Origin of the sequence: Fusobacterium sp. (genome assembly GCF_032477075.1) — a bacterium.
In the GTDB taxonomy this organism is placed as follows: Bacteria; Fusobacteriota; Fusobacteriia; order Fusobacteriales; family Fusobacteriaceae; genus Fusobacterium_A.
Genome location: NZ_JAWDXO010000014.1, coordinates 20273 through 47218, shown reverse-complemented (window position 1 = coordinate 47218; position 26946 = coordinate 20273). Strand labels below are relative to the sequence as shown.

Genomic DNA, 26946 nt, shown 5'->3' with positions numbered 1-26946 from the left:
AAGTTTAAGGAGAGGAAAAGTGAGAAAAGGAACAAGAATAATAATTTTTTTATCAGCTGTATTTATATATAGCTTACAGATTTTTGCTGAAGAGCTTAGAGAGATAAAAACTTTAGATGAGATTAATAAAGAAACAAGACCAAAAACCAATGTATCAAATATAAATAGTGGATTGAGCCCTTTAGAAAAATTGGATATATCAGAAAAAAAAGAAGAAATAAAAAATGAAACAGTTATTGCAGAAGAAAGTACTGAAGGTGAAATTAAGTTAACTGATGCACAGAAAGCACTTCAAAAGAGTGGAGTAAGGATACTGGATATCAGTAAAAAAGTTCATAGAGAAAATAAACTTGTCTATGCTCAAGGAGAAGATAAACCTTTTACTGGAGAATTTGGATTGTTTATTGGAGATATTATTGAATATAGTGAAGCTTATGTCAATGGAAAACTGAATGGTGATAAGGTATGGTATTCTGATGAAGGAAATATCATTATGACAGAGAGCTATATAGATGAGAAATTAAATGGTGAGCAAAAGTCGTATTATTCAAATGGAGGGATAAAAGCAATAGCAAAATATAAAAATAACAGAGTAATAGGAATTGAATTTTTTGCTCAAAATGGAAAACTTCTTCATAAAAGTGATATGAGTGCTGGAACTGGAGAATGGAAATTTTTCTGGGACAATGGAAAGGTATTAGAAGAAGGGAAGTACAAGAACTGGGTCAAGGATGGTACATGGAAGAGATATCAGGAAGATGGAACTGTTGACAGCGTAGCTGTTTATGAAAATGGAAGACTGAAAAGCCAGACTTGGAATTAATAAAATATTTAAAGCTGCAAGTAGTTTAAACTGCTTGCAGCTTTTTTTTTCTTTACTGATATGATATAATTAAAAGAATTGGAAAATAAGGAGAAAAGGTATGGATATAAGAACAATAGAAAAAAGTAAGAAATGGGGATATATGTTCTATATCTCATATAATGGACAGAAATTTCAATCTTTTGATGAAATGAGTGGAAAGAAGAGTATAAAAGGAAAATTTAAAGAAATAATGAAAGCTATTGGATTTACTTGGGCAAAGGGGATACAGCAAGCAGGAAGAACAGATGCTAAAGTGAGTGCAAATGAAAATATTCTTTATGTCAGCAGTAATTTTAATGGGAGCATAAATAAATTACAAGAGGAATTTAATAAAAATTCTGATACTGATTTAAAAGTTACTATGATAAAAAAAACTTTTCCCAATATTATATTTCCAGACATGATAGAAAAAAGAGAATATATATACTCATACCCTGAAAAACTTATTAAAAATACAGAAATAGAAATAGAGAAACTTTGTGAAGAACTTAGTGGAATATATGATGTAAGTGAGTTTACTGATAGAAAAGGGCTTGAACTTAAGGAACATATAAGAGAGATAAAGATTACATATGAAAAAGGAAAATTAAGATTTATAGGAAATTCTTTTATGCCTAAACAAGTGAGAATAATGTCTGGATATATACTTGCAAGGAAAAAAGAACCTCTTATGGGAAAATACTTGACTCTTGAGAAAATATATTTAAAAGATGAAATGAAAAATATAATTTTTCAGGAAATTTCAGATAAATCAGAAAAAAATGTGGTTAAAATTGAAAAAACAGCAGATGGAAGTTTATATATTTTCTGTGTTCCTCAAGGAAAAAGAGGAGAGCTAATAGGAAAAAATGGAAAGAATATAAAAAAAATGAAGAAAAAATATGGAGATATAATAGTGAGGGAGATCTAGATGTTAAATAGGCTCAGACAAGGGATTATCTATGTATTTGGAAAATATGATGGGGAAAAAGATGAGATTATAAAAAATGTCCTTTCTGAAGATGAATTTAAGATTTTTGATACTATGATGGAGTATGATAAAGTTCATTCTTTTAGGTTATTCAACTTTGTCAAAGAAAATGAAATTCTGAAAGATGATATTTTGTATTGGAAACTTGCTCTTTTACATGACTGTGGAAAAGGAAAAACTACATTTTTAAAAAGAATGAAAAAGGTAGTAATAGGAGATAGAAAACTTGAAGGGCATACTGAAAATGCCTATGAAAAATTAAAAAAAATAAATAAAGAGTTAGCTAAATTATGTAGGATACATCATGATAAAAGTAATGATATTAAAATGATAGAATTTCAAAAATTAGATGATAAGTAAAAAAAACAGGTAATTTTGGTAAGAAAATGATAAAATAAAATGTAATAAGAAAAAAGTGAGGAAAATATGAGAATAAATTTAGATAAATATTTATTAAAAGTTGAAAAACCAGCACAATATTTGGGGAATGAAATAAATAGTGTGCATAAATATAAATTTAAAGCAAGAATGTGTTTATTTTTTCCAGATATATATGAAGTTGGGATGTCTAACTTAGGAATAAGAATTTTATATAGTATTATGAATAGAGTAGATGGATTTTCTTTAGAAAGAGGATTTTCTCCTATGGAAGATATGGAAAATCTGATGAGAGAAAATAAAATACCAATGTTTTCCCTAGAAAGTAAAACACCATTAAAAGAATTCGATGTAGTAGGGTTTTCATTATCATATGAAATGTGCTATCCAAATGTATTAAATGCTTTGGATTTAGCAGGGATACCAATTGAAAGTAAAGACAGAGGAGAAGAATACCCTTTAATAATGGCAGGAGGAACATGTATGATGAATCCTGTACCTATGGAAAAATTTCTTGATTTTGTAGTGATAGGAGATGGGGAAGATGTCATGGTAGAAATAGCTAAAGTCTTTACAGTTAACCATGATAAAAGTAAGATAGAAAAATTAAAATTAATAGAAGATTTTGATGGGGTATATATTCCAATACTTCATAAAGGAAAGAAAAGAATAAAAAGAGCTATTGTTGAAGATTTAAATAAGACAGAACTTTATGATGATCAGCTTGTACCATATATAAATATAGTACATGATAGAGCTTCTGTAGAAATACAGAGAGGATGTACGAGAGGATGCAGATTCTGTCAAGCCGGAATTGTATATAGACCTGTAAGAGAAAGAAGCTTTAAAAATAATTGTGAACTTATAGAAAAAATGATAAAAAATACAGGATATTCAGAAATTTCACTTTCATCTTTGAGCAGTAGTGATTACAGTAAAATAGATGATCTTATAAAAGGACTGAAAAACAGATATGAAAATAGAAATCTTGGAATCTCTCTTCCATCTTTGAGAATGAATCCATACTCTGTCCAAGTGGCAGATGATATCAGTGGAGGAAAGAGAACTGGATTTACATTTGCTCCAGAAGCGGGGTCACAAAGATTGAGAGATATAATCAATAAAGGAGTAGAAGAGGAAGATGTACTAGCTACTGCTGAAGCTGCTATAAGAGGGGGATGGGAAAATCTAAAATTCTACTTTATGATTGGACTTCCTTTTGAGACAGATGAAGATGTGGCAGAAATATTTGAACTTGCTTCTAAGGTTATAAAGAGATGCAGACCTATAAGTAAAAGAATAAATGTAACAGTAAGTGTTTCAAACTTTGTTCCAAAACCTCATACACCGTTCCAATGGTCAGAACAGATGGATATAGAAGAGATGAAAAGAAAACACAGAATATTAAAAGACTTATTTAAAACATCAAAGCATTGTACTTTAAGAATACATGATATGAGAAAATCTTATCTTGAGGGATTCCTTTCAAGAGGAGATGAAAGAACAGGGGATCTAATAGAACTTGCATGGAAAAAAGGAGCAAAACTTGACGACTATAAAGATAATTATGATATCTGGAAATCATCAGCTGATGAATTAGGAATAGATGAAAAAGATTATCTTAGAGCAAGAGATTTAGAAGCTGATCTTCCATGGGATATGGTAGTAGATATAGGGGTAGAAAAAAGTTTTCTTTTAAGAGAATATAAAAAAGCAGAAGAGGAAGCATTGACACCAGATTGTAGAGAAATATGTTCTGGATGTGGTATGAAAAAAAGATTTCCTAACTGTTTAAAAATAGCAACAGAATAATAAAAAATTAAAATTGGAGGAGAGAAAATGGTAAATCTAGGAAACGATTGGGATGAAATACTGAAAAATGAGTTTGAAAAGGAATATTATCAAAAATTGAGAAAATTTTTAATAACAGAATATAAAACGGAGACTATTTACCCAAAAATGGAAAATATATTTTCAGCATTAAAACTTACTAATTATAAAGACTGTAAGGTATTGATTTTAGGACAAGATCCTTATCATGGACCTAATCAGGCACATGGATTGGCATTTTCAGTGAATATAGGAATAAAAACTCCTCCTTCACTAAAAAATATGTATAAAGAACTGAAAGATGAACTGGGATTATATGTACCAAATAATGGGTATCTAGTTCCGTGGGCAGAACAGGGAATACTTCTTTTAAATACTGCCCTTACAGTAAGAGCAGGAGCAGCAAATTCTCATTCAAAAATAGGATGGGAAATATTTACTGACAATATAATTAAATATTTAAATGATAGAGAAGATCCAGTTATATTTGTTTTATGGGGAGGAAATGCAAGAAAGAAAAAATCTTTTATTAATACAGATAGACACTATATACTTGAAGCAGCACATCCAAGTCCCCTATCAGCTCACAATGGATTTTTTGGTTGTGATCATTTCAAAAAAATAAATGAAATATTGAGTAGTTTAAATAAGAAAGAAATTAATTGGCAAATAGAAAATATATGAATAAACTGATGTATCAGTTTATACTTTATTTAACTTGTATTAAATAAATGCTGTTGTCACAAATATGACACAGATGTCTAATATAATTGTGTAAAAGAGGTTATAAACTGGAGGCTGATTATGAAGTATATTAGTATGCTGATTTTATTATTTTCTATTTCTGCTCTGTCCATATATGCTGATGAAATTATAATTGATGGATGTACTGTTTACTTCAGTGAATTAAACAATGAGCAGAAAGAAGAAATAATAGAACTCAGAGAAGATCTTTTAGTTAAATCTAATGAAATAAAAGATCAATTGAAAAGTATTAGATATAAAATACAGCAGGAAATGAGAAAAGAAACTCCAGATTGGGGATATATGGATGATCTTAATAAGAGATTTTTTGCTCTGCAAGGGCAGCTTACAAATGAACTTTTAAAGTATAAAAGTAAATTAGAGGAAATAACATATAAAAATAATTCAAAACAAAATTCATTAACTATTATTGATTAGTCTTTTTCTATGAAAATAATAAAATTTATGCTAGAATTATTACAGTATCAAAATTTCTTTTTAAGGAGAATGTAAGATGGAAAAATTTCTTAATGGACTGGAATATGAAATTTTAAAAGATGTAGTTAAAGAAGAAAATTATACTAATATAGAGTATGATTCTAGAAAAATAAAAACTGGGGATATATTTGTTGCTCTAGAGGGTACGATATTTGATGGTCACAATTATATAGAACAAGCAGTAAAAAATGGAGCTAAATGTATTTTAGTGTCTAAAAAAGTAGAAACTGTTTTCCCAGTAAAATATATTTGGATTAAAGATCTAAGAAAAAAATTAGGAGTGTTAGCTTCTAATTTTTATAATTGGCCTCAAAAAAATTTAAAGATTATAGGAATAACTGGAACAAATGGAAAGACAACAACAACTTACCTTATAGAATCTATATTGGGAAGTAATAAGACAGCAAGAATAGGAACAGTAGAATATAAAATAGGAGATGAAGTAATAGAAGCTCCTAATACCACTCCAGAATCTTTAGATATAGTAAAAATGTGTAAGAGATCTGTGGAAAAGGGAATGGAATACCTTGTAATGGAAGTGAGTTCTCATGCTCTTGAACTTGGAAGGGTAGATATGCTTGAGTTTGATGTAAGTATGTTTACCAACCTTACCTTAGACCACCTTGATTTTCATAAAACTATGGAAGACTACTTTCAAGCCAAAAGAAGACTATTTATAATGATGAAAAGTGGCTGTGAAAAAAATTGTGTTATTAATATAGATGATCTATATGGAAAAAGACTTTCTTCAGAATTTGGAGGAATATCTTATGGTATGCATAACGAAGGAAGAATAAGAGGAAAAATACTGGAATTTCATGGAGATGGACAAGAAGTAGAAATTAATATAGACAATTTTTCAACAAGAACAAAACTGGCTATACTTGGAAGATATAATGTATATAATGTACTTGGAGCATTATCTATAGCATTGCTTTTGGGAATTGAAAGAAATGTTGTTTTAGATAAAATAAAAGAATTAAAAGGTGCACCAGGAAGATATGAATTAGTAAACTGTGGGCAAGATTTTACAGTAATAGTAGATTATTCTCATACTAGTGATGCACTTGAAAATATATTGAAAAGTATAAATGAATTAAAAAAAGGAAAAATAATAACAGTCTTTGGTTGTGGTGGAGATAGAGATCCAAGTAAAAGACCTGTTATGGGAGAAATCGCTGAAAGATTAAGTGATATTGCAATAGTGACATCAGATAACCCCAGAACAGAAGATTCCTATAAAATAATTGAACAAGTACTGGAAGGAATGAAAGGAAAAAATCATATTGTAGAAGAGGATAGAGATCATGCTATATCAAAAGCTGTAGAATTAGCAGATGCAAAAGATATCATTCTTATAGCTGGAAAAGGGCATGAAACTTATCAAATACTAGGTAGAAAAAAAATACATTTTGATGATAGAGAAATAGCTAGAAGAGAGATAGTAAAAAAGAAAAAGGGAAAATAAGGGGGGAATCATGCTGGTAAGTGAAGTAAAGAAAGTTAAAATAGGAAAAAATGTAGAGATTGGTGGTAATAATAGATTCACTTTGATAGCAGGTCCATGTGTAATAGAATCTGAAGAATTAGTTATGGAAGTAGCTGGAAAAGTAAAAGAAATATGTGATAGACTAGGAATAAAATATATATTTAAAGCATCTTTTGATAAGGCTAATAGATCATCTATCCATTCATATAGAGGACCTGGAATAGAAGAAGGACTTAGAATATTACAAAAAGTAAAAGACACATATGAGCTCCCAGTTGTAACAGATGTGCATGAAGTATGGCAATGTAAAAGAGCAGCAGAAGTGGTAGATCTTATACAGATACCAGCATTTTTATGCAGACAGACAGATTTGCTGATAGCAGCAGCTGAAACAGGACTTCCTGTAAATGTAAAAAAAGGGCAATTTCTTGCTCCATGGGATATGAAAAATATAGTAACTAAAATGGAAGAAAGTGGAAATCCCAATGTTATGCTTTGTGAAAGAGGAAGTACTTTTGGATATAATAATATGGTAGTAGATATGAGAGCTTTCATGGAAATGAGAAAATTTGGATATCCAGTAGTATTTGATGTAACTCATGCAGTGCAAAAGCCAGGTGGATTAGGAACAGCTACTTCTGGAGACAGAGAATATGTTTATCCATTAATGAGAGCAGGACTTGCAATAGGTGTAGATGCAATATTTGCAGAAGTACATCCAAATCCAGAGAAAGCTAAGTCAGATGGACCTAATATGCTTTATTTATCTGATCTTGAAGAGATATTGAAAATGGCAGTAAAGATAGATGATCTTGTAAAAGGAAGATAACAGGAGATGACAAAGTAAATGGATATAATCAATTATGCCAAGGAAGTTTTTGATTCAGAAATAGAAGAATTAAAAATAGTAAGAGATAAAATAAATAGAGAAATAATAGATGTAGTGGAAGAAATATTGAAATCAGAGGGAAAGGTAGTAGTAACAGGTATTGGAAAATCAGGATTGATTGGAAAAAAAATAGCTGCTACATTTGCATCAACAGGAACACATTCAGTATTTATGAATTCAGCAGAAGGACTCCATGGAGATCTTGGAATGATTTCAAAAGAAGATATAGTCATAGCTATATCAAATAGTGGAAATAGTGATGAAATAGTTGCTATACTACCATCTATAAAAAAAATAGGTGCAAAGATAGTCGCTATGACAGGAAATAGGAACTCAAAACTTGGAAGAGAAGCAGACTATATATTAAATATAGGAGTGAAAAGAGAGGGATGTCCTCTTAATCTTGCTCCAATGTCATCTACAACAAGCACCTTAGTAATGGGAGATGCACTAGCAGCTATTCTTATTAAAAAAAGAGATTTCAAACCAGAAAATTTTGCATTATATCATCCAGGTGGAAGCCTGGGAAAAAGACTTTTAATGAAAGTAAGAGATGTAATGCATAAAGAAGATATACTTCCTTTGTGTGATAAAGAAAGTAATATAGATGATGTAATACTTACAATGACAGATAAAAGACTTGGAGCTGTCTGTGTGATGAATGGAGACTTAATGGTGGGAATAATCACAGAGGGAGATATAAGAAGAGCTTTAAAAAGAAGAGAGGAATTCTTTGGATTTAAAGCAAAGGATATTATGACAAGAAATTTCACTAAGGTAGATAGTGAAAGTATGGCAATAGATGCCTTAGAACTTATGGAAAACAGAGAAAGCCAGATATCAGTTCTTCCTGTATTTGATAAGGATAAATTAGTAGGAATGGTAAGAGTGCATGACCTTCTGAACGTTGTAGGAAGATAATTGGAAAATAGTTGACATGGGAAGTAAATTTTTATATAATCTTAGATATACACAAAAATTAAATTTTTAAGGAGTGATAATAATGATAACTAAAGATATGAATATTCTTGAAGCAGTTCAACAATACCCTGTATTAGCAGATGTATTTAGAAAACATGGATTAGGATGTGTAGGATGTATGATAGCTGCAGGAGAAACTCTTGGAGAAGGAATTTCTGCTCATGGACTAGATGCAGATGCTATAATAGCTGAAGCTAATGAATTAGTAGCAGCACAAAAATAATTATATTAAAATTATAAAAAATATAAGGCAGATTATATATAAATCTGCCTTTTTTTGTATCTACAAGCCATTTTTACAAAATATATTATTGACAAATAAGGAATCATATGATATTATAATTAATGCGTGGAAGGTTATCCTAATTGGTAAGGAACCGGTCTTGAAAACCGGCGTCGCAAGACTTCAGAGTTCGAATCTCTGATCTTCCGCCAGGTATGATGGTGAAGTGGCAGAGTGGCCTAATGCACTCCCCTGCTAAGGGAGAGTACCTATAAACGGTACCGAGAGTTCAAATCTCTCCTTCACCGCCATTTGTAAGTTTAGGTAGGCAACTACCTTTTTTTTATACAAATCCTGTGCATCCATAGCTCAATTGGATAGAGCGTCTGACTACGGATCAGAAGGTTAGGGGTTCGACTCCTCTTGGGTGCGCCATCGCTAAACCCTAACTAAGAAGTAAAAATTATTTTTAAACTTTTATATATGGCTTCATTCTTTTTAAAAATTTATAATATAGGTTAAGAGCTCAATAAAGCCAATATAAAATTTTTGTATTTCGTACAGTATAGTTACACTGAAGAAGTGCTGATAGCTTTTTTGTAGATATTATCTCAATATTTTTAACTTATGTAATATAAAAAATAGATTATTAAGTTGAAATTGCTAAGTATGCCTTTATTTTTTTCAAAAAAGAATCATAAAAATTAAAATGATATTTGAAAAAACTAAAAAAATTTGAGATAATATTAAGTAATTAATTATTTGGAGGTGGTACACTTATGAGTACTTGTAATAAACCTCATCGTTATGATGAGAAATTTAAAAACTTAAGTAATTCACAAGCAGGAGAGGGGAGACATTTATGCTGTGGCTGTGCATATGAACAAGGTATAGAAGATGCAAAGGCAGAAAAAATAGCAAAGTTTAAACCTGAAAAAATCAAATTTAGTCAAGCTGGTGTAGTTAGACACAAAGATCCGGAAGAAGCATATGAACTTGGATATAAAGAAGAATACATTAGAAAAGCATATGAACAAGGAAAGAGTGATGCAGAAGCAAGAAAAGAAGCAAAATTTAAACCTAAAGAAATTAATTTTATTGAAACAAAGATAGTTAGTTATAAAGATGTAGAGAAAGCATATAAACGTGGATATGATGAGAATAAAAAATAAAAAAAGTGGAAACTCCACTTTTTTTATTCTTCATAGTTTCTAATTAAAAGCTCCTCAATATTTCCTCTTCCATCTTTACATGAATTTATATTTCTTTTAGCATTAACACTCTCAATATAATATTCTTTATAAAGCTCTTTTATAAAGTCTGTAGCTGAATTTGACAATAAGAATTTAATCCCTTTTTTATTTAACTGGTCACATAATTTTTTTAATTCAATTTGTTCTTGCTTTGAAAATCCAGATTTTGTATATCCAGTAAAATTAGAGCTATCTGAAACAGGATCATATGGAGGGTCAAAATATACAAAATTTCCTTTTCTAATTCCTTTTAATGCCTTTTTATAATCAGTTGAATATATTTCTATATGATTATTATTGAAATAATCACTCATTGCTTTAATTGTAATTTCATCTACTATTTTAGGATTTTTATATTTTCCAAAAGGACTATTAAATTCTCCAGAACTATTAACTCTAAATAAACCATTGAAGCAAGTTTTATTCAAATATATTATTCTAGATGCTTTTTCTACATCTGTTAAATTTATATATTCGTTTGTTCTATCAAGTTCTCTTATTTTATAAAAATACTCTGAATTGTTTTTATGTTTTTTTAAACTTTTAATTAGTTTAATGGGTTCTTTTTTTATTATATTATAGCAATTAATCAATTCTTCATTGAGATCATTTATAACAGCTTTTTCAGGTTGGATATGAAAAAGGAGTGCTCCTCCTCCTAAAAAAGGTTCATAATATTTTGTTATTTTTTTAGGTAACAATTTAGTTATTTCAGGAATTAATTGTCGTTTTCCTCCTACCCATTTTAAAACAGGTGCAACTAAATCATTTTTTTCATAAGCCATCTTTCCTCCACACACTAAAATTATTTAATATTTCTTTTTTATGCATCTCAAATCTTTTATACTAAAAAAATCTTCTAAGGGTTTAGATTTTCTTAATAAGCTATCTAATTCATATTTTATGCTATACTTTTTATCAACCAACTTTTGAGTTTCTTTTTTAATATTCCTTATTGAAGTCTTTTTAAAGTCTTTTTTTTGATATTAACTCCTCTAATTCAATTAAGTCTTTGATGGTAGCATGCTTTAATATATACATTCTTGTGGTTCTTTTATAATTATCTATATTTATCTTTTTTCTATTTTTTTGTTCATATTTTTTTTTGGCTTTTTTTTGAGCGTTACTAACCAAGTCTGCATCACATCCTTAATTCATTATATTTAAATTATAACGTATACGGTATATAATGTCAAGAAAAAATTGGTTATTATAGTGAAAAAAATAGTTTTAAAAGTAGTTTTTTATAGAGCTATGCTTTAATTTGTCCTGCACAGATTTAATATTAGCCCCAGCTCCAATTAAGAATGCAGCATGGGCGAAAAAGTTTCTTTAAAAAGAATTCAAACTCATGCATTAGTTCAATATTATAGAAAAGAGATAGAGGAAAGTGAAAAAATATTTTTATAGATGGCATCCTCATTTTAAGAATAAAAAGAAGTTTAAAAATTTAGAAAAAACTAGAAAGTTATTTAATAAAAAAGGACTACATTTACTAAATGTATATAGTCCTTTTTAAAATATTATGTTTATTTTATCTAAAGAAGAAACTTCAATTTTTTTTATAATTAAATTAATTATCTCTTTTAACTTTTCTCTAAAATCATCATCCTCTTCTTGTGAATACTCCAGTAGATTTTTTAATAAAGAAATATGATCTTCAGTAATTTCTTTTTTGTTTTCTTCTTCTATAAGTTTCATTTTTTCTTCTAAAAGCTTCTTTAGAAAATTTTTTTGCTTTTTTATTTTTAAAAGTTCTTCTTCAGCAGATTCAATACCAACAACATTTTTACTTACAAGTGATAGGATTCTTTTTTCAGAAGAATTTTCTTCTTCAATCATATTATTTATATTTTTAATTTCATCATAAATATCTGCTAGTCTAAAATTTATATCATTAATTATTTGTAATCCTGGATTACTTAAAATATTTTCAGCAATAGCTACTTCTAATTTTTTTTGATTAAATCTTTTTTTGCAACAACTACACTTATAATAATAAATAAAAGAATCTTTTTTCTTTATTCTTTCTCCCTCAAGTTTTCCTCCACATGAATGGTATGAAATAATTGAGTAGAGATAAGTATAAATATCTTTATTATACTTTACTTTATTGTGTTTTCGCATTTCATTGAGTATAAGGAATTCATCTTCTGTTAGGATAGCTGGGAATACCTTTTCTTCAGTGGTCTGATAATTTTTTCTTCTTCCTTTATTATGGTACTGATCTATTTTTCCTTTTTTACCATAAGTTCTGTATCCGATTAGCTCTTGTTTTACTAACCATTCAGCAGCTGTAAATCGATTGAGGTTATATTCTTTAGCAGCTCTTAGAATATTTTTATATTTTATGATTGCTAGAAAGAATCCTCTGTAATATTCCCAAGTAGTTTCATTTTTTACAATAACTTTGCATTTCTTGCCATATACATAGCCAGACTCTAGTTTAAACCATGGGAGAATATTTCCACCAAGATAACGGTTTGTTTTAGCATATTTATATGAAGCATCTGTTGTTTTTTTTATAATTTTTGCTTTATCTTCTTGTGCACCAATAAGTCTAACTAAAGAGGGCAAAGAATTGAAAGTGCCATCAGCTAAAATTTCTCCTTCTAAAACAGAAATTAATTTAATTCCTAAATCTTCAAGGAAAAATAAATCTCTCATTCCATCTTGAAAATTTCTTGTAAAACGATCTGAATGATATACAAGAACATATTTTACAGCTTGATTAAGTCTTAGATATTCTTTCATAGAAGTTAAACCTTTTCTTTTTGCAATATCTCCATGATCTGTATCTGTAAAAGAATCAATTATAGTAAAACCATTTGTAGAAGCAAATTTATCTATTTCAGCTTCTTGTCCATCTTTTGACCCTCTTAAGTCTTGTTTGTTAGTAGAAACTCTTGAGTATTTAACTGCTATTTTAACTGGAAGTGCTTGCATTTTTCTTATTTAATAATTCATTGGCAAGGCTTTTTATTTTAGTAACAGCTAGTGATATTCTTTGGTTTGTATTGTCTGTATTGTTCATCTTAACCTCCTATTATTATAAACTTATCTTCATTTTCTTTAATTAATTTTTTAGTGATTAAAGTTTTACAGTATTCTTCTACTTGATGTAATTGAAATCCTATTCCAAGAATCCCACACATTTCCTTAAGAGTATAGGAACCATCTACAAGAGAAATCAAAGTATATAAAAGAACTTCTCTTTTTTTCAATTCTAACTCTTTTATTTTTTCTTTATTTAAAATTACAATATTATTCATTCAGATCTCCTTTAATCTTAATTGGGCTATTTTAAAGGCTGTCTCAGATTTATCTATTCCTATAAAGTTTCTATTTAAATTTTTACAAGCTACTCCAGTTGTTCCAGAGCCCATGCAAAAGTCAAGAATTGTATCTCCTTCTTTTGTATAAGTTTTTAATAGATATTCCAATAACTCCACAGGTTTTTGAGTACTATAGATTGCAGGGTGTGGCTCTTTAAATTCTAAAAGTTGTTTTGGATATTTCATATCTCCTTTAGTAAATATTTTTTTATGTTTTTTATAAGTAGTTCCTTGATTACTATAATTATCTGCCGCTTTTCCAATACCATGATTTTCTTTACCCTTAATCATTTGTGGACTATAGTAACATTGCTTTTTGTAAAATACACATATTTCTTCTATATCCCGCAAAGGCTGTTTTTTTACATTAAGGTGTCCTCTCCCTCTCACTTTTTTCCAATACCAACTATACTTATAATTCTTAATGTTGCTAGAAATTAAAATACTTGTGTACGGTTGGTTTGACATCAATATAAGTGGAGTATGGGCATCTGCTATTTTTTCTATAGACTGCCACAACTCTTCTAAGTTAAAAGGAATATCCCAAGAATTACAAGTTATTCCTTGTGGAACATCTGCAATGATGCAATCAACTTTTTTATCTATATTTTTAATTTCTTTTATTGCATTCCCTAGAATCAATTTTATCTCCATATCCACCTCTTTAATCTTTCCCAGAAACTAGGTTTTCTAGCTCCTGAGAATCTTCCATATTTTGAATTTGATGTTTTATAAGTTTTAATTTTCATCCTGCTCACCATCTGGAAGAGTAAGATTATTTTCATTTTCTTTCTCTTTTTCCTTCAATTCAATTTCTTTTTCTAATTCTTGTAGATGTTTTTTTAAAGCTTGAATATCCTTTTTAACTTCAATCAAATCAGAAAGAGAAACAGATTTTTTTATTTTTTTCTGAAAAAATTTAATTGTTTTAAGAGAAAAAGTATTCTTTATTTTTTCTTTTTTATCTTCGGTTTCTTCCACAGGAAAAGCTTCAAGTATTTTTTGATTTATATCATCTACATTTTTAATTTCTAACCTTAAAATATCATCAATAACACTTATATCAACTTCTTTTTTAGTAAGAGCTTTTACAGCAGGAATAGAAAGGCTAGAAACATATTCTATTTTATCTGGTACTTGTATAAATAGCTCGTATCTTTTTAACAACTCAGACACTTTATCTTTAGAAAGTTTATTGTGTTTGTACCAAGCAACAAATGAAGCTGTATCATCACCTTTAAATTTCATCTTAATTTCATATAGAGCTTTACATATTTCATATAATGATTTAGAATGAGTTTTGAAATTTTCATAGAGAATTTCTTCCCTTTGTATGATGTATTTTTTATCTTCTTCATCAATTTCGAAAGTTCCGAAATCAAAAGTTGACTGGTATGTATTTTGACTAAGTAATTCTCCCATATCTGCAAATGGATCTGGTTTTTTATTATTTGATATTACTGGTTTCTTACTCATATAATCACCTCTAGAACTTTCTCTATTTCTCTTTTTATAAAATCAACTTTTTTACTTTTACTATCATAAATTGTTTTCCCTTGGTCGATTAACTTTCCTATAATAGCTGATTGTTTTAGTGGACAAGTTAAAAGGATATTTGTTTTTTTAAGAACATTTTTTAGGGAATCATAATATTTTACTTCTGTACTACTTATTGGAGCAGCTCTATTTGGAATTATTGCTTTTACTTTAGAAGTTCCAAATTTCTTCATCATGTCATTTATAGACATAGAAGTTACTCCATCCAAAAAAGTTGGAATAATTATGAAGTCAGCCATATTAGAAAATTCAGTATTTATATCTATTAAAGGAGTTCCATCAACAAAAATATAATCAAATCTTTTTTTCAGACTTTCAATAAAAGCTTTGAATTTATGTTCATTCCCTTTTGGCAATATAGGAGAATTTAAAGGGATATAATAGAGATTATTCCTTAGTTCAATATAATCTCCCTTTCCACATTCTATCCAATGCTCAATCCCTTTTTTCACTTCTATATTTATTCCAGCATAGGCTAAAATGTTGTTTTGGTTATCGGATGTATAAGAACTTTTTTATTATAAAGCTCTACCATTCCATTAGATAACTGTAAACATAACCAACTTTTTCCAACTCCACCTTTTCTGGCTTGTAATACTCCTAATTTTCCATCACTCATATCATCACCTTTCCTTTAGTTAATTTATATATTTCTTTCCCAGCTGCTATTTTATTGAACTTTTTATTTAGATCTGCTTTAGGATGGTAGATATAAAATTCCATATTTCCATTATTATTAATAACTTTTACCTTACATGAACTTGTTAAAAACATCAAAAATGATTCATTATTTGAATTTGCTACAATTCCAGATAATTTATTCAAAAAGTTTGCTATTTCTGCTATTGATATTCTTTTTTCCATTGTTTCCTCCAACTAATTTGTAAAATCTTTTATAAGTTTTGAGAAATTCTCAATATTTTCCCAAAAGACAGGATTATGTTTTCCTTTTATAGCTGCTTTAAAAAATAGTTGTTTTGTATTTTCCCAGCTATCATTATAATTTATACATCTTTCTTCAATTTCCAGTTCTTGGATTATTTTAACTAACCAACTAGCCATTAATCTTAAATCAAGATTATAGTTTTCGTCTTTTTTTTGATTAATAGAAATATTTTTATATTTTTTATGTTTAATTTTCATAATCTATTTTCACTCCTCATCATTTTTATATTTTTGTTTGGTTTTGTCATAGAGTAGAATTTTAAAGGTTTTACAACCAGATATTTCTTTTATGTCTTTTTCAATTTTAGCTCTAGATACATTACTGGGATAAGTTTTTGTATCTTTTTTAAGTTCTCCTACAGTAACCTTGGATCCATTTCTTTTAAAAATTGGGCAATAACTTAAAATTATAATTGATTTTTTTTCTAAATTTATTGAATCAAGAAAGAAAAAATAAGTATCAGTTTCATATTTTGCAATTTTATAGATGTTCATATTTTCTCCTTATGCTGCTATTTCATATTTATCTGGATTTTCTTTTACAATTTTTCTTACTGTATTAATAGAAACTTTTTCTTTAATAGCCAGTTCAGAAAGACTTCTATATGTAACTTTATTAACAAGGTCAATAACTCTTTTACAATTTGAAAATGTTGCTTTTCTTTTTTTATAAGTTGCATAGAAATTTTCAAACCAATAACCAAGATTATCTATTTTTAGTTCTTTTGCTCTTTCAAAAAGAAACTCTTTTTCCCATTCTTCCAAATTTCTTAAATCAGCTTTTGTATATTTTAAAGATTCAAATAGAAAAAATTCTATTTCACTATAATTTTGTATGTGCTTAATTTTCATATTTTCCTCCTTCATTATAATCAGCAGGATTTGGAGGTATAGCTCCATGATGTCCTACTATATCTAATTTTGTTAAATGAAATATTAATCTTCCATAATTTTCTACTTCTTCATACTGATGTGGATCTATGCTAAGTCTTTTACATACATCACAAACATAATTCCATTCTGGTATAGACATTTTCATTTTTATAACTTTACTCACTCTATCAACTCCTCATTCTCCTTTAAAAATTTAATCAATTTATTTTTATATTCTTCTATGATTTCAATTGGTAAGTCTGCTGTGTCTTTAAGAAAATTTTCAATTTTTTCATTAGCTGAGTAAGGAGAAGCTATCCAATAATTACAAATTTTCCTTGCTTTATTTCTTAATTGCTCTTCTGATACTATTTTTTCTGTTATAGTAAATGTCCATTCTCCTTTTAAGGCTTTGTATAATACAGCTTCAAAATTTTCTATTTTACCATTGGTAAATTCTTTTTCAGTCTTAGAAAAAATTTCATAAAAATTTTCTAATGTTAAGCCATCAATATTTTTTCTAATATTTAATTTTGTAGCTGTACTGATAGGAATATTATTTAAAAAATCATATTCATTGCTACTACTACTTTTTTTAGTAGTAGTAGTTTTTTGTATATTCAGTTTTTTGTTAATATCAGTTCTTAGTTGTGGCGTGTTTTCCGTCAACGGTTTAACCGTAAACGGATTTTCAGGCAACGGCTGGACTTCTTCTTTAGAGATTATTTCTGTAATTAAGTATTCTTTACAATCGGAAAGATATATTATATTGCTAGAAAATTTCCCTCTTTTACTCCGGTTTTGACTTTTATACATATAACCTGTATTCATCAATTCAGTAAAAATTTTTCTTATTTTATCTCTCCCACCATGAATATTTGAAAGAGCAGAAACACTTATTTCCCAATCTTCAGGTTTACTAAGCAAAAAACAAGCTACTCCTTTGGCTTCCCATGAAAGTTCTTCATCATGAAGAATTTCATTGTTTATAATAGTAAAATTTTTCTTAGTTTTCTTTTTTAAAATAAATCTATTTTCCATTCATATCTCCTTTCATCCCTATTTTTTTAATTTTTATGAAACTAGAAGCATATGAGTATCAGTTTTTAATCCTGGCATTCTTTTTTGCAATTCCTTAAATTCCTTAAAAACTTCTTTTATTTCAATACCTTTTTTATTTCCAAAAATCTTAACCAAATAATGTAATTCTTTAATTGTCATAAAACCTCCATTATAATTAAATTTGCTTTTCTAATTTATCTCAGCCTCTTTGAAGCTTTTTATTTAGAATATGAAAATAAAAATGTTATAATAAGATACAGTATTTAATAAAGGAGAGGATGCACATGGAAACAAACAATCTTATTCAATTACTTTTTATTTTTCTTCCAGGAATAGCAGGAGTCATTTTAATAAATTTTGCTATTGCTAGTGAAAAAAAACTTGAAATAAATGAAGGAATAGCTTATTCATTTGTTTTAGGAACATTATGTTATCTTCCACTGAATATTTTTGGAAAAGGACAGATATTCAATACTTTGTTAAGCAAAAATCCATTGATATTACCTAAAGAAATAGCAGCAGCTTTATTTTTAGCTTTGATATATTCTTTAATAGTGATTTATATAATCAATAAAGAACTATATCACCTTACTTTAAGAAAGTATAAGTTATCAAATAAGCTAGGAAAAAAATATCTATTACAAGGTCTTATTTCTTCAACTGATAAAGAAATAAATGGATTATGTAACAAATGGGTATCAGTCAGATATCAAAACAAAGAGCAAGTATATATCGGGTACCTTAAAGCAATAAATGTTACAGAACAAGAAAATTTTGAAATCTTGATTAAAGAAGTTACTGCTTATTTTGATAATAAGGATACTCCAAGTTATAGTTTGGAAGCTCTTTATCTTTGTGAAAAGCCTGAAGATATTGTTCTTGAATTTCACAAATAATATTCTCTTGGAAAAAGGAGGGATAAAAATGTCAAAAACTACTACCGATCACAAAGTAGAAAATAATGCAGAGATAGCCACAGGAAATCATCCAACAACTGTTAAGCCACCTGTACAAAAGAAATAATTATCCACCCCTTTATAAAATACTGTATCTCTTACTATTTGTAAGAGATTTTTTATTTTGTTTAAAAAATTTTAGTGAAATTTGAATTTTTTAAATAATTATGATAAACTTTAGTTATAAAAATGAATTGAATAGTTTTTCACTCAAAGAGGAAGTTTAAACAAAGACTTCCTCTTGTTTTTTAATATCTTCTTTAATTATTCCTAATCCAAATATCCTTCTTTAGATCTTTTGGAATTTTTTGTTCTCTTCTACTATGACCTTTTCAAAATTTCCTAATGCTTCCCAGAAGATCTCATCTCCTTTCTCAGCTTCCTTCAAAAACAATTCTTTAGTTTCTTCCCAAGTGCTGTTATGATTAGTACACTTTTCTTGAATTTCAGAACTTTCGATTTTTTCTATTGTTTTTAGTGCTAGTTTTTTTAGTTTCATACGCGGCTCCTTGTATTTTTTATAAATATTTTCTTTGGCTAATATTACTTCTTTTATTTTCACTCGTGTTTTCAGAGTGAAAGAGTTAAAAAAATATATTTTAAAAGCTTTTAAAAAGAGTTTACTCTGTTTTTCAGAGAATGTCAATAGTTTTATTAAATTTTATCGTAAAAAGAAATAAAAAAAGGTATAATTCTCTTATAAACAGAGCGGAGGGATAAGAATGTTAAGCTATGCTATATTGGTAAAAAAATTTAGAGAATCAAGAAATTTATCACAAAAAGAACTTGCCCAGAAAGCTGAGATAGGTACAGGAACTATAGGAGATATCGAAAGAGGGGCAAGAAACGGGAAAATTTCAACTCTCAACAAGATAGCAAAAGCTTTAGCTTTGAATAAAGAAGAAAAAATTGAATTAAGAAATGCATTTATTGGTGGAGAAACAAAAGAAAAATCAAATGTAAGAATTTTATCAACAGAAGATTTCATAACTATAGAAGTGAAAGCTAAAGCTAGTGCAGGTAATGGGTATATAAATTTCGAGGAAAATCCACATCTTAAAACAATAAGAAGGAATGGATTCCATGAAGGATGCTATCTCATTGAAGTAATCGGGAACTCAATGGAGCCAGTAATTCAAGATGGAGCTTTTGTGATTGTAGACCCACTTCAACTTGAGTATGTACCAAACAAAATTTTTATCATTAAGTTTAATGATGAAATTTTTATAAAAAAAATAATTTGGAATGCAGAAAATAATTTGATGATATTAAAAAGTGTAAATCCAGAATATGATGATATTTATATATCCGATACACAAGCTAATTCTGTTGAAATTTTAGGAAGAGCAATGAGATTTATATATGAAGGAAATTTATAAGTTTCTTACCTAATCAAATATTATATTTCCAATAACAGAAACAACATCCTTTATCCTGAGAAAAAATATAATGAAAATATACATTAAAATATCATTGATAATATATCTTTAAAACTCCCTTTTTAAATAAGGGAGTTTTTTCTTAAAAGTATAAAAAGAATATTTTTGTTGACTCACTCTTATTTTCAGAGTATAATGTGATAAAAATTAGGAGGAGGAAAATGAATATAAAAGAGAAAGAAAAGGAAATTTCATTGAAAATATCTTCAAATTTAGAATTTTTAATAAAAGAAAAAAACATTAGAGCTACTGAAATATCAAGTTTTATTGGAATGTCTGATGTTAATTTTTCTAAAAACAGAAATAATTTAAAACGAGGAAAATTCCCAACTTCCCAATTTCTAATAGGAATATCTAATTTTTTTCATCAAAATTTTTTATTTTAAAAACTCTGTTTTTCAGAGTTGAATTTTATAAAAAATTTTAATATTAGACTTTATATCTTGCTAAGTAAGAGAAGGGTAATAATTATGAGCAATATCGATTACAAATTTTTAATAGGAATATATCCAAGGAATTGTTTTAAATGATAAAAAAAATAAAAAAGGAGGCATGATTTAAATGTCAGAAAAAATTGCTATAGAAATGGAAAATACATCAAACATTAAAAAGGAAATTGAATTAGAAATTTCAAAAGTATTGCCAAAGCTTCCATCATCAGCTTTATTAGAGGAATTAGCAAAAAGAGCAGGAAATGATGGAGGTTATCACTTAGGTTTTGTAGAACGCTTTTTACTAATTCTAGAATATCCAAAAGAAACAATAGATATTATTTCTGAAACAATGAGGTATTCAGATACTCCAAAAATAAAAAGAGAGGTTCTTAATAGAAGTAGGGTTAAAATTTTGAATTTACTCTACTCTGAATTAAAAACAGCTGATAGCTATGCTAATGAGGAGAGAGAAATTTGCAAACTAATCAAAGAGAATGAAAAAAGATTATATGATTTTTAAAAAAATAACTATAAAAGAAATATAAAAGAAATATAAAAGATTATTATTAAGGCTAGTATTATTTTATTTTTTTAAGGTATTATATATTTTTCTTTATAATCAACATTTTCCACAACAAAAACTAATACAAATTCTTCATTTTCATTAAAAAATATTTCGTAATACTGAAGTTCTTTCTTAAATAAAGGGCTTCTTACAGAAACAGAAATTTTTTTATTGGTTTCAGGATTGTAAAAATACTCTTCTGCAATAGAAAAACATTTATCAAGAAAAGGGTCATCAGTTTGAGTATCTATAGCTAAAGTACAACGAACAAGTGTTTTATCTCGAGTTAAAAAATATTCTTTGATATTTTCAGACTTGAAACATATTTCAATGCCTTTATTTGCGTTGGTCTCACCATATATTACATTCAAGTCATTGTTTATTAGTCTCAATCGTTTAGGTTTACAACAAAGAACAGCACCACTTTTAATAAAATTGATAAGTTTACCTTTAATTTCCATCACTTTTCCTCCAAAAGTACTAGCCTCAAATTATTATAACTTTTTGGAGAAAATAATTCAAACAGTCAAAATTTGATTTATTTCTGGAATTTATCAGCATTGATAAGTTCTGGTAATAAATTAACAAAGCAGGTGATTAAAATTAACAATGATTTTACAGAAAAAAAAGAAGTATATTGTTCAAAGTGTAATAAATTTATTTATTATACTAAAAAAGGATGGATAGATATATCAACTAAAGTAAAAGTAAAAAGTGATAAGAACATTATGGTTCTTAAATGCCAGTGTGGAGAAAAAGTGGAAATTAATTTAAAAAACAACTAAATTTAAGGCAAGGCTTTAATTGGAGAGTCAGGGCTACAGTGATGTAGTCTTGACTCTTTATTTTTTGGAAATTTTTATTTTAGTGGAGTGTATCAAAATTAATGTTTACCCTCGACATAATAGTTTTGGTATATTCCACTAAAAAATGAATGAGGGGGTATTTTATGTTAAAAAAATGTTTAGATTTTACAGAAGTAACAATTAGAATAATAACTTTGATGATCCAGAATGAATCTTTAAAAAATGAAATCGAAGAATTAAAAGCAGAAAATAAAAAAAATAAAGCCCTTATTGAATTTCAAAAAGGCTTTATTGATGGAATGAAGGTGAATTCATGTTTTTAGAATTAAACTTTAAAGAATTTGAAAAACTTTTAAAAGAGGCAGAAAAGAACCAGCTTAAAGCTATTATTTCAGGAAGTGATGAAATAATTGAATTTCTTCCATATGGATATCAATATAAATTAGAAACTTTTACCTTTAAAATAACAACTCCAAAAGACACTAAAATCTTTTTTGAAAAAATTCATAGAAAAATACTAGAGATAAAAAATAAAAAAGTAACATTAAAACAACAAATAGAAGAAAAATTTACAGTTAAAGTTTATGAAATGGAGGAAGAGAAAATGAAATGATAAATCATGAAAAAATTTTCAGGTATGGAATAGATAAAATTTCCTTATATAATTTTTCTCTTCATACTGAAAAAAACTTTAAAAAGTTAATAGAAGATAAAGAAAATGTAATGAAAGAAAAGACAATAATTACAGATGAACTTTTTTCTATTGTTAATTCATATACTTTATATCAGGGAGAAGAAGGAATAGAAGAAAGCTATTTTAACAGGATAACATTTAATCCTAATAAGATATTAACTGGAGATAATATCTGTAATTCAACAAGTGAAGATCTGGAAAAAGCTATTGAAAAACTTACAGATATTTTAAAGAAAAAGGATATCTATATAGATTTTTCTTCAGCTAAAGTGGCTGATATAGAAATAAATCTGAATGTTTCAATAGATTTTAATGAATATTCTGAAGTATTTATGCTGCTGTTTAAACAGAATGAATACTCCAAGTCAATAAGTGCATTGACTAATTCTAATATAGTAAAAGAATTAAGGATAGATGAAAGTTTTTTTACAAGATTGAGTAAAAGTGTAAGATTTAAAGCTTATTCAAAAGATAGAGAAAAAGAACTAAAGTTTAAAATAAGCAGACTTGAATATTTTTTTGAAACATCTGCCTACAAGTATATGGTTGAAAAGTTTGGAATAGATAATTCTTTGGAAAGTTTAATTAAAAATAATCAGCTATTGGAAGAGATATTTAAGTATAGGATCAAGCAGGATTTTATTAAAAAAGCTTTTGCATATATAGAAAAAAATATAAAACCAACATTAGAAAGAGAATATCTGGCTTTCAAAAAAAGCAGTGCATTAGCAAGAAGAACAGGAAGAAAAACTGAAAGAAATGTATATAAATACCTGGAACAGTTTTGGATATTTGATTACAGTTTTTTAATAGAAATAATAGAAAAGTATGATTCAAAGCACAAAGGCAGAGAAATAAACAGGGTAAAGGATAAGTATATCCAGCATGATAATTTAAAAAAATTTAATTATTTGCTGGAATTAATTTTTCCCCACTAATTTCAAATAGTGGGGAAAGAAAATGTGAATATAAATAACCATAAAATCATATTTATATTTAGATTTTTTTTAATAAAATTTTCACAAATTTCTTTAATTAATGTATATGCAAAAAGTGTGACACTAATTGTTACAAAATAATGACATGAGCAAAAGGAAAGAATATGAATAAAAAAACTACTACTACTGAATTAAAAAAAGAAATTCGAAAGAGATATGAAATAGGAGAGGACCTTATAACTTTAGCTCTGAAATATAAAATAAACTATGGAACTCTTAGGAACATAGCATCTAGGGAGAAATGGGAAAAGGGAAAGATAAAAGACCTTGTGAGAATGAAAGAGCTACTGGAAGCAGCAGATGAAGAAATAAAAGAAAGAGAAAAGGTAAAGAAAGACTACAAGATTATCACAGAAGATTTAAGAAGCTATGCTTTGGATAAAGCAACAGGAGACAAGGTATTGAATGGTGATGATTATACATCACCTGTTATTAAAAGTAAAGAAGAAGCTTATCTTAAAAGAGTATCTGCAATAGGAGCTTTATTTGATATAGAGAAACAGCTGTATTCAATACATACAGATAAGGAGCTGATGGAGCTAAAGCAGGAAGCCTTGAAGTATGAAAAGCTGAGAGAAGAAATGGAAAAAGAAAAGAAAGAAGTAGTATTAGACTAGGTTTAAGGTACTGTAAGAGAAAAAGAAGAATTGAGGCGCTTGCGAGCCCAAAAGTTTTCAATTGGGGGAGAAAATTTGAGTGTGCCAAAAATTTTTGAAATTTGTATAGGGGGGCAGAAAATGAGCGAAGGCATAGTTAAAGCAACTGAAAAAAGGTTAATGAAAGTCTTTGGATTTTCTGAAAGGAAGGTAAGAACCTATTTTAAAGAAGCAAGAGTAGAAGCAGGAATATATGATTTTGTCCTTGCGGTTGAAATATATTTAAAAAATTCAACTACTAAAGATGAAGAACTGGAATTAAAAAAAATAGAAAAAGAAACTAAGAAATTTAATCTGGATATAAAAAAAGGTAAATATCATCTTGAAGATGATGTAATACTTTTAGTTTCTGATATGTTGGCAAGGTTTAAAAGTAAACTTACCTGTTTACCAGCAAAAATAAGTATAGATCTCTTAAATAAGACTAACAGAAGGGAAATAGAAGATATTTTAAAAAAAGAAATTAATCAAGCATTATTAGAATTATCTGGATATAAAGAATTAAAAATGGAGGGACTGGATGGAGCAGAAGACGATTGAATTATTTAAAAAAATGCTTAAAATTTTAGAACCTGCAAAAGATTTAACTATAGATGAATGGGCTGATGCATACAGGATTTTATCTAAAGAAAGTTCAGCAGAGCCAGGACAATGGAACACAGATAGAACTCCATATCTTAGAGAAATATTTAATTGTGTAACAGATAGTTATACTGAAGCAATAACTATAATGTCCTCTTCACAAGTTGGGAAAACAGAGATGTTATTAAATATTTTAGGGAGATATATGCATCTTGATCCTTGTTCAATTTTATTTGTACAGCCAACAGTTGAAGATGCAAAAGCTTTTTCAAAAGAAAGAGTGGAGCCAATGATTAGAGATACAAAAATTTTAAAGCAGTTGGTAAAAAAATCTAATAGGAGAGGAGAAGGAACAGTTCAAGGAAAGATGTTTCCTGGTGGTTTTGTTAGGTTTGTGGGTGCTAATAGTCCTTCAGGTCTAGCCAGTAGACCTATAAGAATAACCCTTCTTGATGAGGTGGATAGATTCCCTGAATCAGCAAAAGATGAAGGAAACCCAGTAAGTTTAGCAGAAATGAGAACTTTGACTTTTTTTAATAAAAAAAATTTAAGAGTTTCTACTCCTACAAGTGATAAAACTTCTAAAATACAAAAGCTATATTTACAAGGATCACAAGAAGAATGGAATCTTCCTTGTCCATCTTGTGGAGAATATCAGCCTTTAAAATGGGAAAATATAAGAAAAGATGATGAAATAGTAACTTTAGAATGTATTTATTGTCATGAAGATTTTCCAGAAGAAGAGTGGAAAAGAGAAAAACAGTTAAATGGAAAATGGATAGCTAAGTTTTTAGAAGAGAAGCAGCATAGAAGCTTCCATATGAATGCTTTAGCATCACCTTGGGAAAGTTGGGAAAGAATTTATGAAAAGTATTTGCTAAGTAAAGATGATGAAATGAAATACAGGACTTTTTTAAATACCTATTTAGGAATTCCTTATGTAGAGAATTTAGAAGAAGAAATTGATTATGAAGCAATTTTTGAAAGAAGAGAAGACTATGGGGCAGAATTGCATCCTGATATAAAATTTTTAACAGCTGGAGTGGACGTTCAAGATAACAGGCTTGAATTACTTGTTGTAGGATGGGGATATGGTTATGAAAGTTACTGTGTAACTTATAGAGATTTTCCAGGTAATCCAGCAAAAGAAGATGTGTGGATTATGCTAGATGAATTTTTAAATAAAAAATTTTATTTTAAAGATAAGGAAGATTATTTAAAAATAGACTGTACTTTCATTGATTCAGGAGGACATCATACAGGAAGTGTATATAAATATGTTTATGGAAAAGCAAAAAGAAGAATATTTGCAATCAAAGGACAGGGAGGTTTTGGAGTAAATATTTTAAATGGTTTTAGAAAAACAAGCAAAAAAGGATGTCCAGCAATAAATCTTTTAAGTCTGGGAGTAAATGCCTTGAAAGATATGACATACGCAAGACTTACAATAATTGAAGGTCCAGGAAGATGTCACTTTCCTTTAGAATCAACTCAAGGTTTTGGAATAGATTTTTTTAAAGGGCTTACAGCAGAAGTAAAAGTAAAAAAAATGACATCCAAAGGAGAGAAAATTGAATGGCAGGTTTTATCAGGAAGGCGAAATGAACCATTAGATCTATTCAACTATGCTACAGCAGCTATAGAATTTTTACCAATAGATTTAAATGATGATGAATATAAAGGAGAATAAAAAATGATAATTTTTGATGAAGAAACTTGTAAAAGACACTTAGATATGTGGCTAAGTGCTGATGAAGCAGTTGCAAAAGGGCAGAGCTACACAATAGGAGGAAGAACACTCACAAGAGTCAATTCAGGAGAAATAAATAGAAATCTGGAGTTATGGGCTGGAAGATTAAGAAAAATTCAAAATAAATCTTCTGGACCTAGAACCTTTACAATAATTCCAAAAGGATAGTGATTA

General features: G+C 28.1%; 39 protein-coding genes and 3 tRNA genes. 26 read left to right on the top strand and 16 right to left on the bottom strand.

Going from position 1 to position 26946, the window contains the following annotated elements:
* Positions 1 to 19 precede the first annotated feature (19 nt).
* The 14 genes from E6771_RS07845 (at position 20) to E6771_RS07780 (ending at position 10039) form a co-directional block, all read left to right on the top strand.
* The gene (locus E6771_RS07845; protein ID WP_316090688.1) at positions 20 to 823 is read left to right on the top strand and encodes a toxin-antitoxin system YwqK family antitoxin; all 804 of its coding nucleotides are present in this window, start codon (positions 20 to 22) and stop codon (positions 821 to 823) included.
* A gap of 100 nt (positions 824 to 923) precedes the next feature.
* Entirely contained in the window at positions 924 to 1775 is an 852-nt protein-coding gene (locus tag E6771_RS07840) for a KH domain-containing protein (RefSeq protein WP_316090687.1), read from the top strand.
* The gene (locus E6771_RS07835) at positions 1776 to 2195 is read left to right on the top strand and encodes an HD domain-containing protein (protein WP_316090686.1); all 420 of its coding nucleotides are present in this window, start codon (positions 1776 to 1778) and stop codon (positions 2193 to 2195) included.
* A 66-nt stretch (positions 2196 to 2261) separates the two neighbouring features.
* Positions 2262 to 4025: a TIGR03960 family B12-binding radical SAM protein gene (locus E6771_RS07830; RefSeq protein WP_316090684.1), complete on the top strand. Its 1764-nt coding sequence runs from the start codon at positions 2262 to 2264 to the stop codon at positions 4023 to 4025.
* Positions 4026 to 4052: 27 nt separating this feature from the next.
* On the top strand, positions 4053 to 4727 hold the full coding sequence (locus tag E6771_RS07825; RefSeq protein ID WP_316090683.1) for a uracil-DNA glycosylase: 675 nt from the start codon (positions 4053 to 4055) through the stop codon (positions 4725 to 4727).
* 120 nt (positions 4728 to 4847) lie between these two features.
* Positions 4848 to 5225, top strand: a complete 378-nt coding sequence (locus E6771_RS07820) for a hypothetical protein (protein WP_316090682.1) — start codon at positions 4848 to 4850, stop codon at positions 5223 to 5225.
* Positions 5226 to 5301: 76 nt separating this feature from the next.
* Complete coding sequence (locus E6771_RS07815; protein ID WP_316090681.1) at positions 5302 to 6753, top strand: UDP-N-acetylmuramoyl-L-alanyl-D-glutamate--2,6-diaminopimelate ligase; 1452 nt, start codon at positions 5302 to 5304, stop codon at positions 6751 to 6753.
* A gap of 10 nt (positions 6754 to 6763) precedes the next feature.
* Positions 6764 to 7603 (top strand): 3-deoxy-8-phosphooctulonate synthase, encoded by an 840-nt coding sequence (gene kdsA, locus E6771_RS07810; protein ID WP_316090680.1) that lies wholly within the window; start codon positions 6764 to 6766, stop codon positions 7601 to 7603.
* A gap of 18 nt (positions 7604 to 7621) precedes the next feature.
* Positions 7622 to 8584, top strand: a complete 963-nt coding sequence (locus tag E6771_RS07805; RefSeq protein ID WP_316090679.1) for a KpsF/GutQ family sugar-phosphate isomerase — start codon at positions 7622 to 7624, stop codon at positions 8582 to 8584.
* 82 nt (positions 8585 to 8666) lie between these two features.
* Complete coding sequence (locus E6771_RS07800; protein WP_316090678.1) at positions 8667 to 8867, top strand: DUF1858 domain-containing protein; 201 nt, start codon at positions 8667 to 8669, stop codon at positions 8865 to 8867.
* Between the two features lie 128 nt (positions 8868 to 8995).
* Positions 8996 to 9079 (top strand) — tRNA-Ser (locus E6771_RS07795).
* A gap of 8 nt (positions 9080 to 9087) precedes the next feature.
* A tRNA-Ser gene (locus E6771_RS07790) sits at positions 9088 to 9178 on the top strand.
* A 47-nt stretch (positions 9179 to 9225) separates the two neighbouring features.
* A tRNA-Arg gene (locus E6771_RS07785) sits at positions 9226 to 9302 on the top strand.
* A 344-nt stretch (positions 9303 to 9646) separates the two neighbouring features.
* Complete coding sequence (locus E6771_RS07780) at positions 9647 to 10039, top strand: hypothetical protein (RefSeq protein ID WP_316090677.1); 393 nt, start codon at positions 9647 to 9649, stop codon at positions 10037 to 10039.
* Positions 10040 to 10062: 23 nt separating this feature from the next.
* Here the strand turns inward: E6771_RS07780 and E6771_RS07775 are convergent, their stop codons facing one another.
* The 14 genes from E6771_RS07775 to E6771_RS07710 all read right to left on the bottom strand — a co-directional run bounded on the left by E6771_RS07775 (position 10063) and on the right by E6771_RS07710 (position 18051).
* On the bottom strand, positions 10063 to 10905 hold the full coding sequence (locus tag E6771_RS07775) for a DNA adenine methylase (RefSeq protein WP_316090676.1): 843 nt from the start codon (positions 10903 to 10905) through the stop codon (positions 10063 to 10065).
* Between the two features lie 730 nt (positions 10906 to 11635).
* Complete coding sequence (locus E6771_RS07770; RefSeq protein ID WP_316090675.1) at positions 11636 to 13066, bottom strand: recombinase family protein; 1431 nt, start codon at positions 13064 to 13066, stop codon at positions 11636 to 11638.
* A gap of 89 nt (positions 13067 to 13155) precedes the next feature.
* A complete protein-coding gene (locus tag E6771_RS07765) occupies positions 13156 to 13392 on the bottom strand; it encodes a hypothetical protein (protein WP_316090673.1) in 237 nt (78 codons plus the stop codon).
* Complete coding sequence (locus E6771_RS07760) at positions 13393 to 14109, bottom strand: site-specific DNA-methyltransferase (RefSeq protein WP_316090672.1); 717 nt, start codon at positions 14107 to 14109, stop codon at positions 13393 to 13395. It lies immediately after the preceding gene.
* An 84-nt stretch (positions 14110 to 14193) separates the two neighbouring features.
* Entirely contained in the window at positions 14194 to 14931 is a 738-nt protein-coding gene (locus E6771_RS07755) for a hypothetical protein (RefSeq protein WP_316090670.1), read from the bottom strand.
* Positions 14928 to 15464: a ParA family protein gene (locus E6771_RS07750; protein WP_316090669.1), complete on the bottom strand. Its 537-nt coding sequence runs from the start codon at positions 15462 to 15464 to the stop codon at positions 14928 to 14930. Before E6771_RS07750 ends, E6771_RS07755 begins: the two co-directional genes overlap by 4 nt.
* 23 nt (positions 15465 to 15487) lie before the next feature.
* On the bottom strand, positions 15488 to 15631 hold the full coding sequence (locus E6771_RS07745) for a hypothetical protein (protein ID WP_316090668.1): 144 nt from the start codon (positions 15629 to 15631) through the stop codon (positions 15488 to 15490).
* Positions 15628 to 15876 (bottom strand): hypothetical protein, encoded by a 249-nt coding sequence (locus tag E6771_RS07740; protein WP_316090666.1) that lies wholly within the window; start codon positions 15874 to 15876, stop codon positions 15628 to 15630. Before E6771_RS07740 ends, E6771_RS07745 begins: the two co-directional genes overlap by 4 nt.
* A 12-nt stretch (positions 15877 to 15888) precedes the next feature.
* Entirely contained in the window at positions 15889 to 16155 is a 267-nt protein-coding gene (locus tag E6771_RS07735; RefSeq protein WP_316090665.1) for a hypothetical protein, read from the bottom strand.
* A 9-nt stretch (positions 16156 to 16164) separates the two neighbouring features.
* Complete coding sequence (locus E6771_RS07730; RefSeq protein WP_316090663.1) at positions 16165 to 16452, bottom strand: hypothetical protein; 288 nt, start codon at positions 16450 to 16452, stop codon at positions 16165 to 16167.
* A gap of 9 nt (positions 16453 to 16461) precedes the next feature.
* Positions 16462 to 16809, bottom strand: coding sequence for a hypothetical protein (locus E6771_RS07725; protein ID WP_227372451.1), 348 nt, complete (start codon positions 16807 to 16809; stop codon positions 16462 to 16464).
* The gene (locus E6771_RS07720) at positions 16799 to 17014 is read right to left on the bottom strand and encodes a hypothetical protein (RefSeq protein WP_227372452.1); all 216 of its coding nucleotides are present in this window, start codon (positions 17012 to 17014) and stop codon (positions 16799 to 16801) included. The genes E6771_RS07725 and E6771_RS07720 overlap by 11 nt, the downstream gene beginning before the upstream one ends.
* Positions 17011 to 17871, bottom strand: coding sequence for a hypothetical protein (locus E6771_RS07715; protein WP_316090662.1), 861 nt, complete (start codon positions 17869 to 17871; stop codon positions 17011 to 17013). The genes E6771_RS07720 and E6771_RS07715 overlap by 4 nt, the downstream gene beginning before the upstream one ends.
* 33 nt (positions 17872 to 17904) lie before the next feature.
* Positions 17905 to 18051 (bottom strand): hypothetical protein, encoded by a 147-nt coding sequence (locus E6771_RS07710; protein WP_316090661.1) that lies wholly within the window; start codon positions 18049 to 18051, stop codon positions 17905 to 17907.
* Between the two features lie 125 nt (positions 18052 to 18176).
* On the opposite strand from E6771_RS07710, the gene E6771_RS07705 reads away from it, so the two are divergent.
* Positions 18177 to 18788: a hypothetical protein gene (locus E6771_RS07705; RefSeq protein WP_316090660.1), complete on the top strand. Its 612-nt coding sequence runs from the start codon at positions 18177 to 18179 to the stop codon at positions 18786 to 18788.
* Positions 18789 to 19137: 349 nt separating this feature from the next.
* On the opposite strand, the gene E6771_RS07700 is transcribed toward E6771_RS07705, so the two are convergent.
* The gene (locus E6771_RS07700; RefSeq protein ID WP_316090659.1) at positions 19138 to 19347 is read right to left on the bottom strand and encodes a hypothetical protein; all 210 of its coding nucleotides are present in this window, start codon (positions 19345 to 19347) and stop codon (positions 19138 to 19140) included.
* Positions 19348 to 19570: 223 nt separating this feature from the next.
* Between E6771_RS07700 and E6771_RS07695 the strand changes: the two genes are divergently transcribed.
* The 3 genes from E6771_RS07695 (at position 19571) to E6771_RS07685 (ending at position 21241) form a co-directional block, all read left to right on the top strand.
* Positions 19571 to 20227: an XRE family transcriptional regulator gene (locus E6771_RS07695; RefSeq protein ID WP_316090658.1), complete on the top strand. Its 657-nt coding sequence runs from the start codon at positions 19571 to 19573 to the stop codon at positions 20225 to 20227.
* 221 nt (positions 20228 to 20448) lie between these two features.
* Positions 20449 to 20673, top strand: a complete 225-nt coding sequence (locus tag E6771_RS07690; RefSeq protein WP_316090657.1) for a hypothetical protein — start codon at positions 20449 to 20451, stop codon at positions 20671 to 20673.
* A gap of 175 nt (positions 20674 to 20848) precedes the next feature.
* Positions 20849 to 21241, top strand: a complete 393-nt coding sequence (locus E6771_RS07685; protein WP_316090656.1) for a hypothetical protein — start codon at positions 20849 to 20851, stop codon at positions 21239 to 21241.
* A 71-nt stretch (positions 21242 to 21312) separates the two neighbouring features.
* On the opposite strand, the gene E6771_RS07680 is transcribed toward E6771_RS07685, so the two are convergent.
* Positions 21313 to 21747, bottom strand: a complete 435-nt coding sequence (locus tag E6771_RS07680) for a hypothetical protein (protein WP_316090655.1) — start codon at positions 21745 to 21747, stop codon at positions 21313 to 21315.
* 72 nt (positions 21748 to 21819) lie between these two features.
* Between E6771_RS07680 and E6771_RS07675 the strand changes: the two genes are divergently transcribed.
* The 8 genes from E6771_RS07675 (at position 21820) to E6771_RS07640 (ending at position 26940) form a co-directional block, all read left to right on the top strand.
* Entirely contained in the window at positions 21820 to 22071 is a 252-nt protein-coding gene (locus E6771_RS07675; protein ID WP_316090654.1) for a hypothetical protein, read from the top strand.
* 164 nt (positions 22072 to 22235) lie between these two features.
* Complete coding sequence (locus E6771_RS07670) at positions 22236 to 22415, top strand: hypothetical protein (RefSeq protein ID WP_316090653.1); 180 nt, start codon at positions 22236 to 22238, stop codon at positions 22413 to 22415.
* Positions 22406 to 22705, top strand: a complete 300-nt coding sequence (locus E6771_RS07665; protein WP_316090652.1) for a hypothetical protein — start codon at positions 22406 to 22408, stop codon at positions 22703 to 22705. The genes E6771_RS07670 and E6771_RS07665 overlap by 10 nt, the downstream gene beginning before the upstream one ends.
* The gene (locus E6771_RS07660; RefSeq protein ID WP_316090651.1) at positions 22702 to 23724 is read left to right on the top strand and encodes a hypothetical protein; all 1023 of its coding nucleotides are present in this window, start codon (positions 22702 to 22704) and stop codon (positions 23722 to 23724) included. The genes E6771_RS07665 and E6771_RS07660 overlap by 4 nt, the downstream gene beginning before the upstream one ends.
* Before the next feature lie 164 nt (positions 23725 to 23888).
* Positions 23889 to 24401 carry a hypothetical protein gene (locus E6771_RS07655; protein WP_316090650.1) on the top strand — a complete coding sequence of 171 codons (513 nt, stop codon included), beginning with the start codon at positions 23889 to 23891 and terminating at the stop codon, positions 24399 to 24401.
* 120 nt (positions 24402 to 24521) lie between these two features.
* A complete protein-coding gene (locus tag E6771_RS07650) occupies positions 24522 to 24980 on the top strand; it encodes a hypothetical protein (protein ID WP_316090648.1) in 459 nt (152 codons plus the stop codon).
* Positions 24961 to 26712, top strand: a complete 1752-nt coding sequence (locus tag E6771_RS07645) for a phage terminase large subunit family protein (protein WP_316090647.1) — start codon at positions 24961 to 24963, stop codon at positions 26710 to 26712. Before E6771_RS07650 ends, E6771_RS07645 begins: the two co-directional genes overlap by 20 nt.
* Positions 26713 to 26718: 6 nt before the next feature.
* The gene (locus tag E6771_RS07640; RefSeq protein WP_316090710.1) at positions 26719 to 26940 is read left to right on the top strand and encodes a DUF6148 family protein; all 222 of its coding nucleotides are present in this window, start codon (positions 26719 to 26721) and stop codon (positions 26938 to 26940) included.
* Positions 26941 to 26946 lie beyond the last annotated feature (6 nt).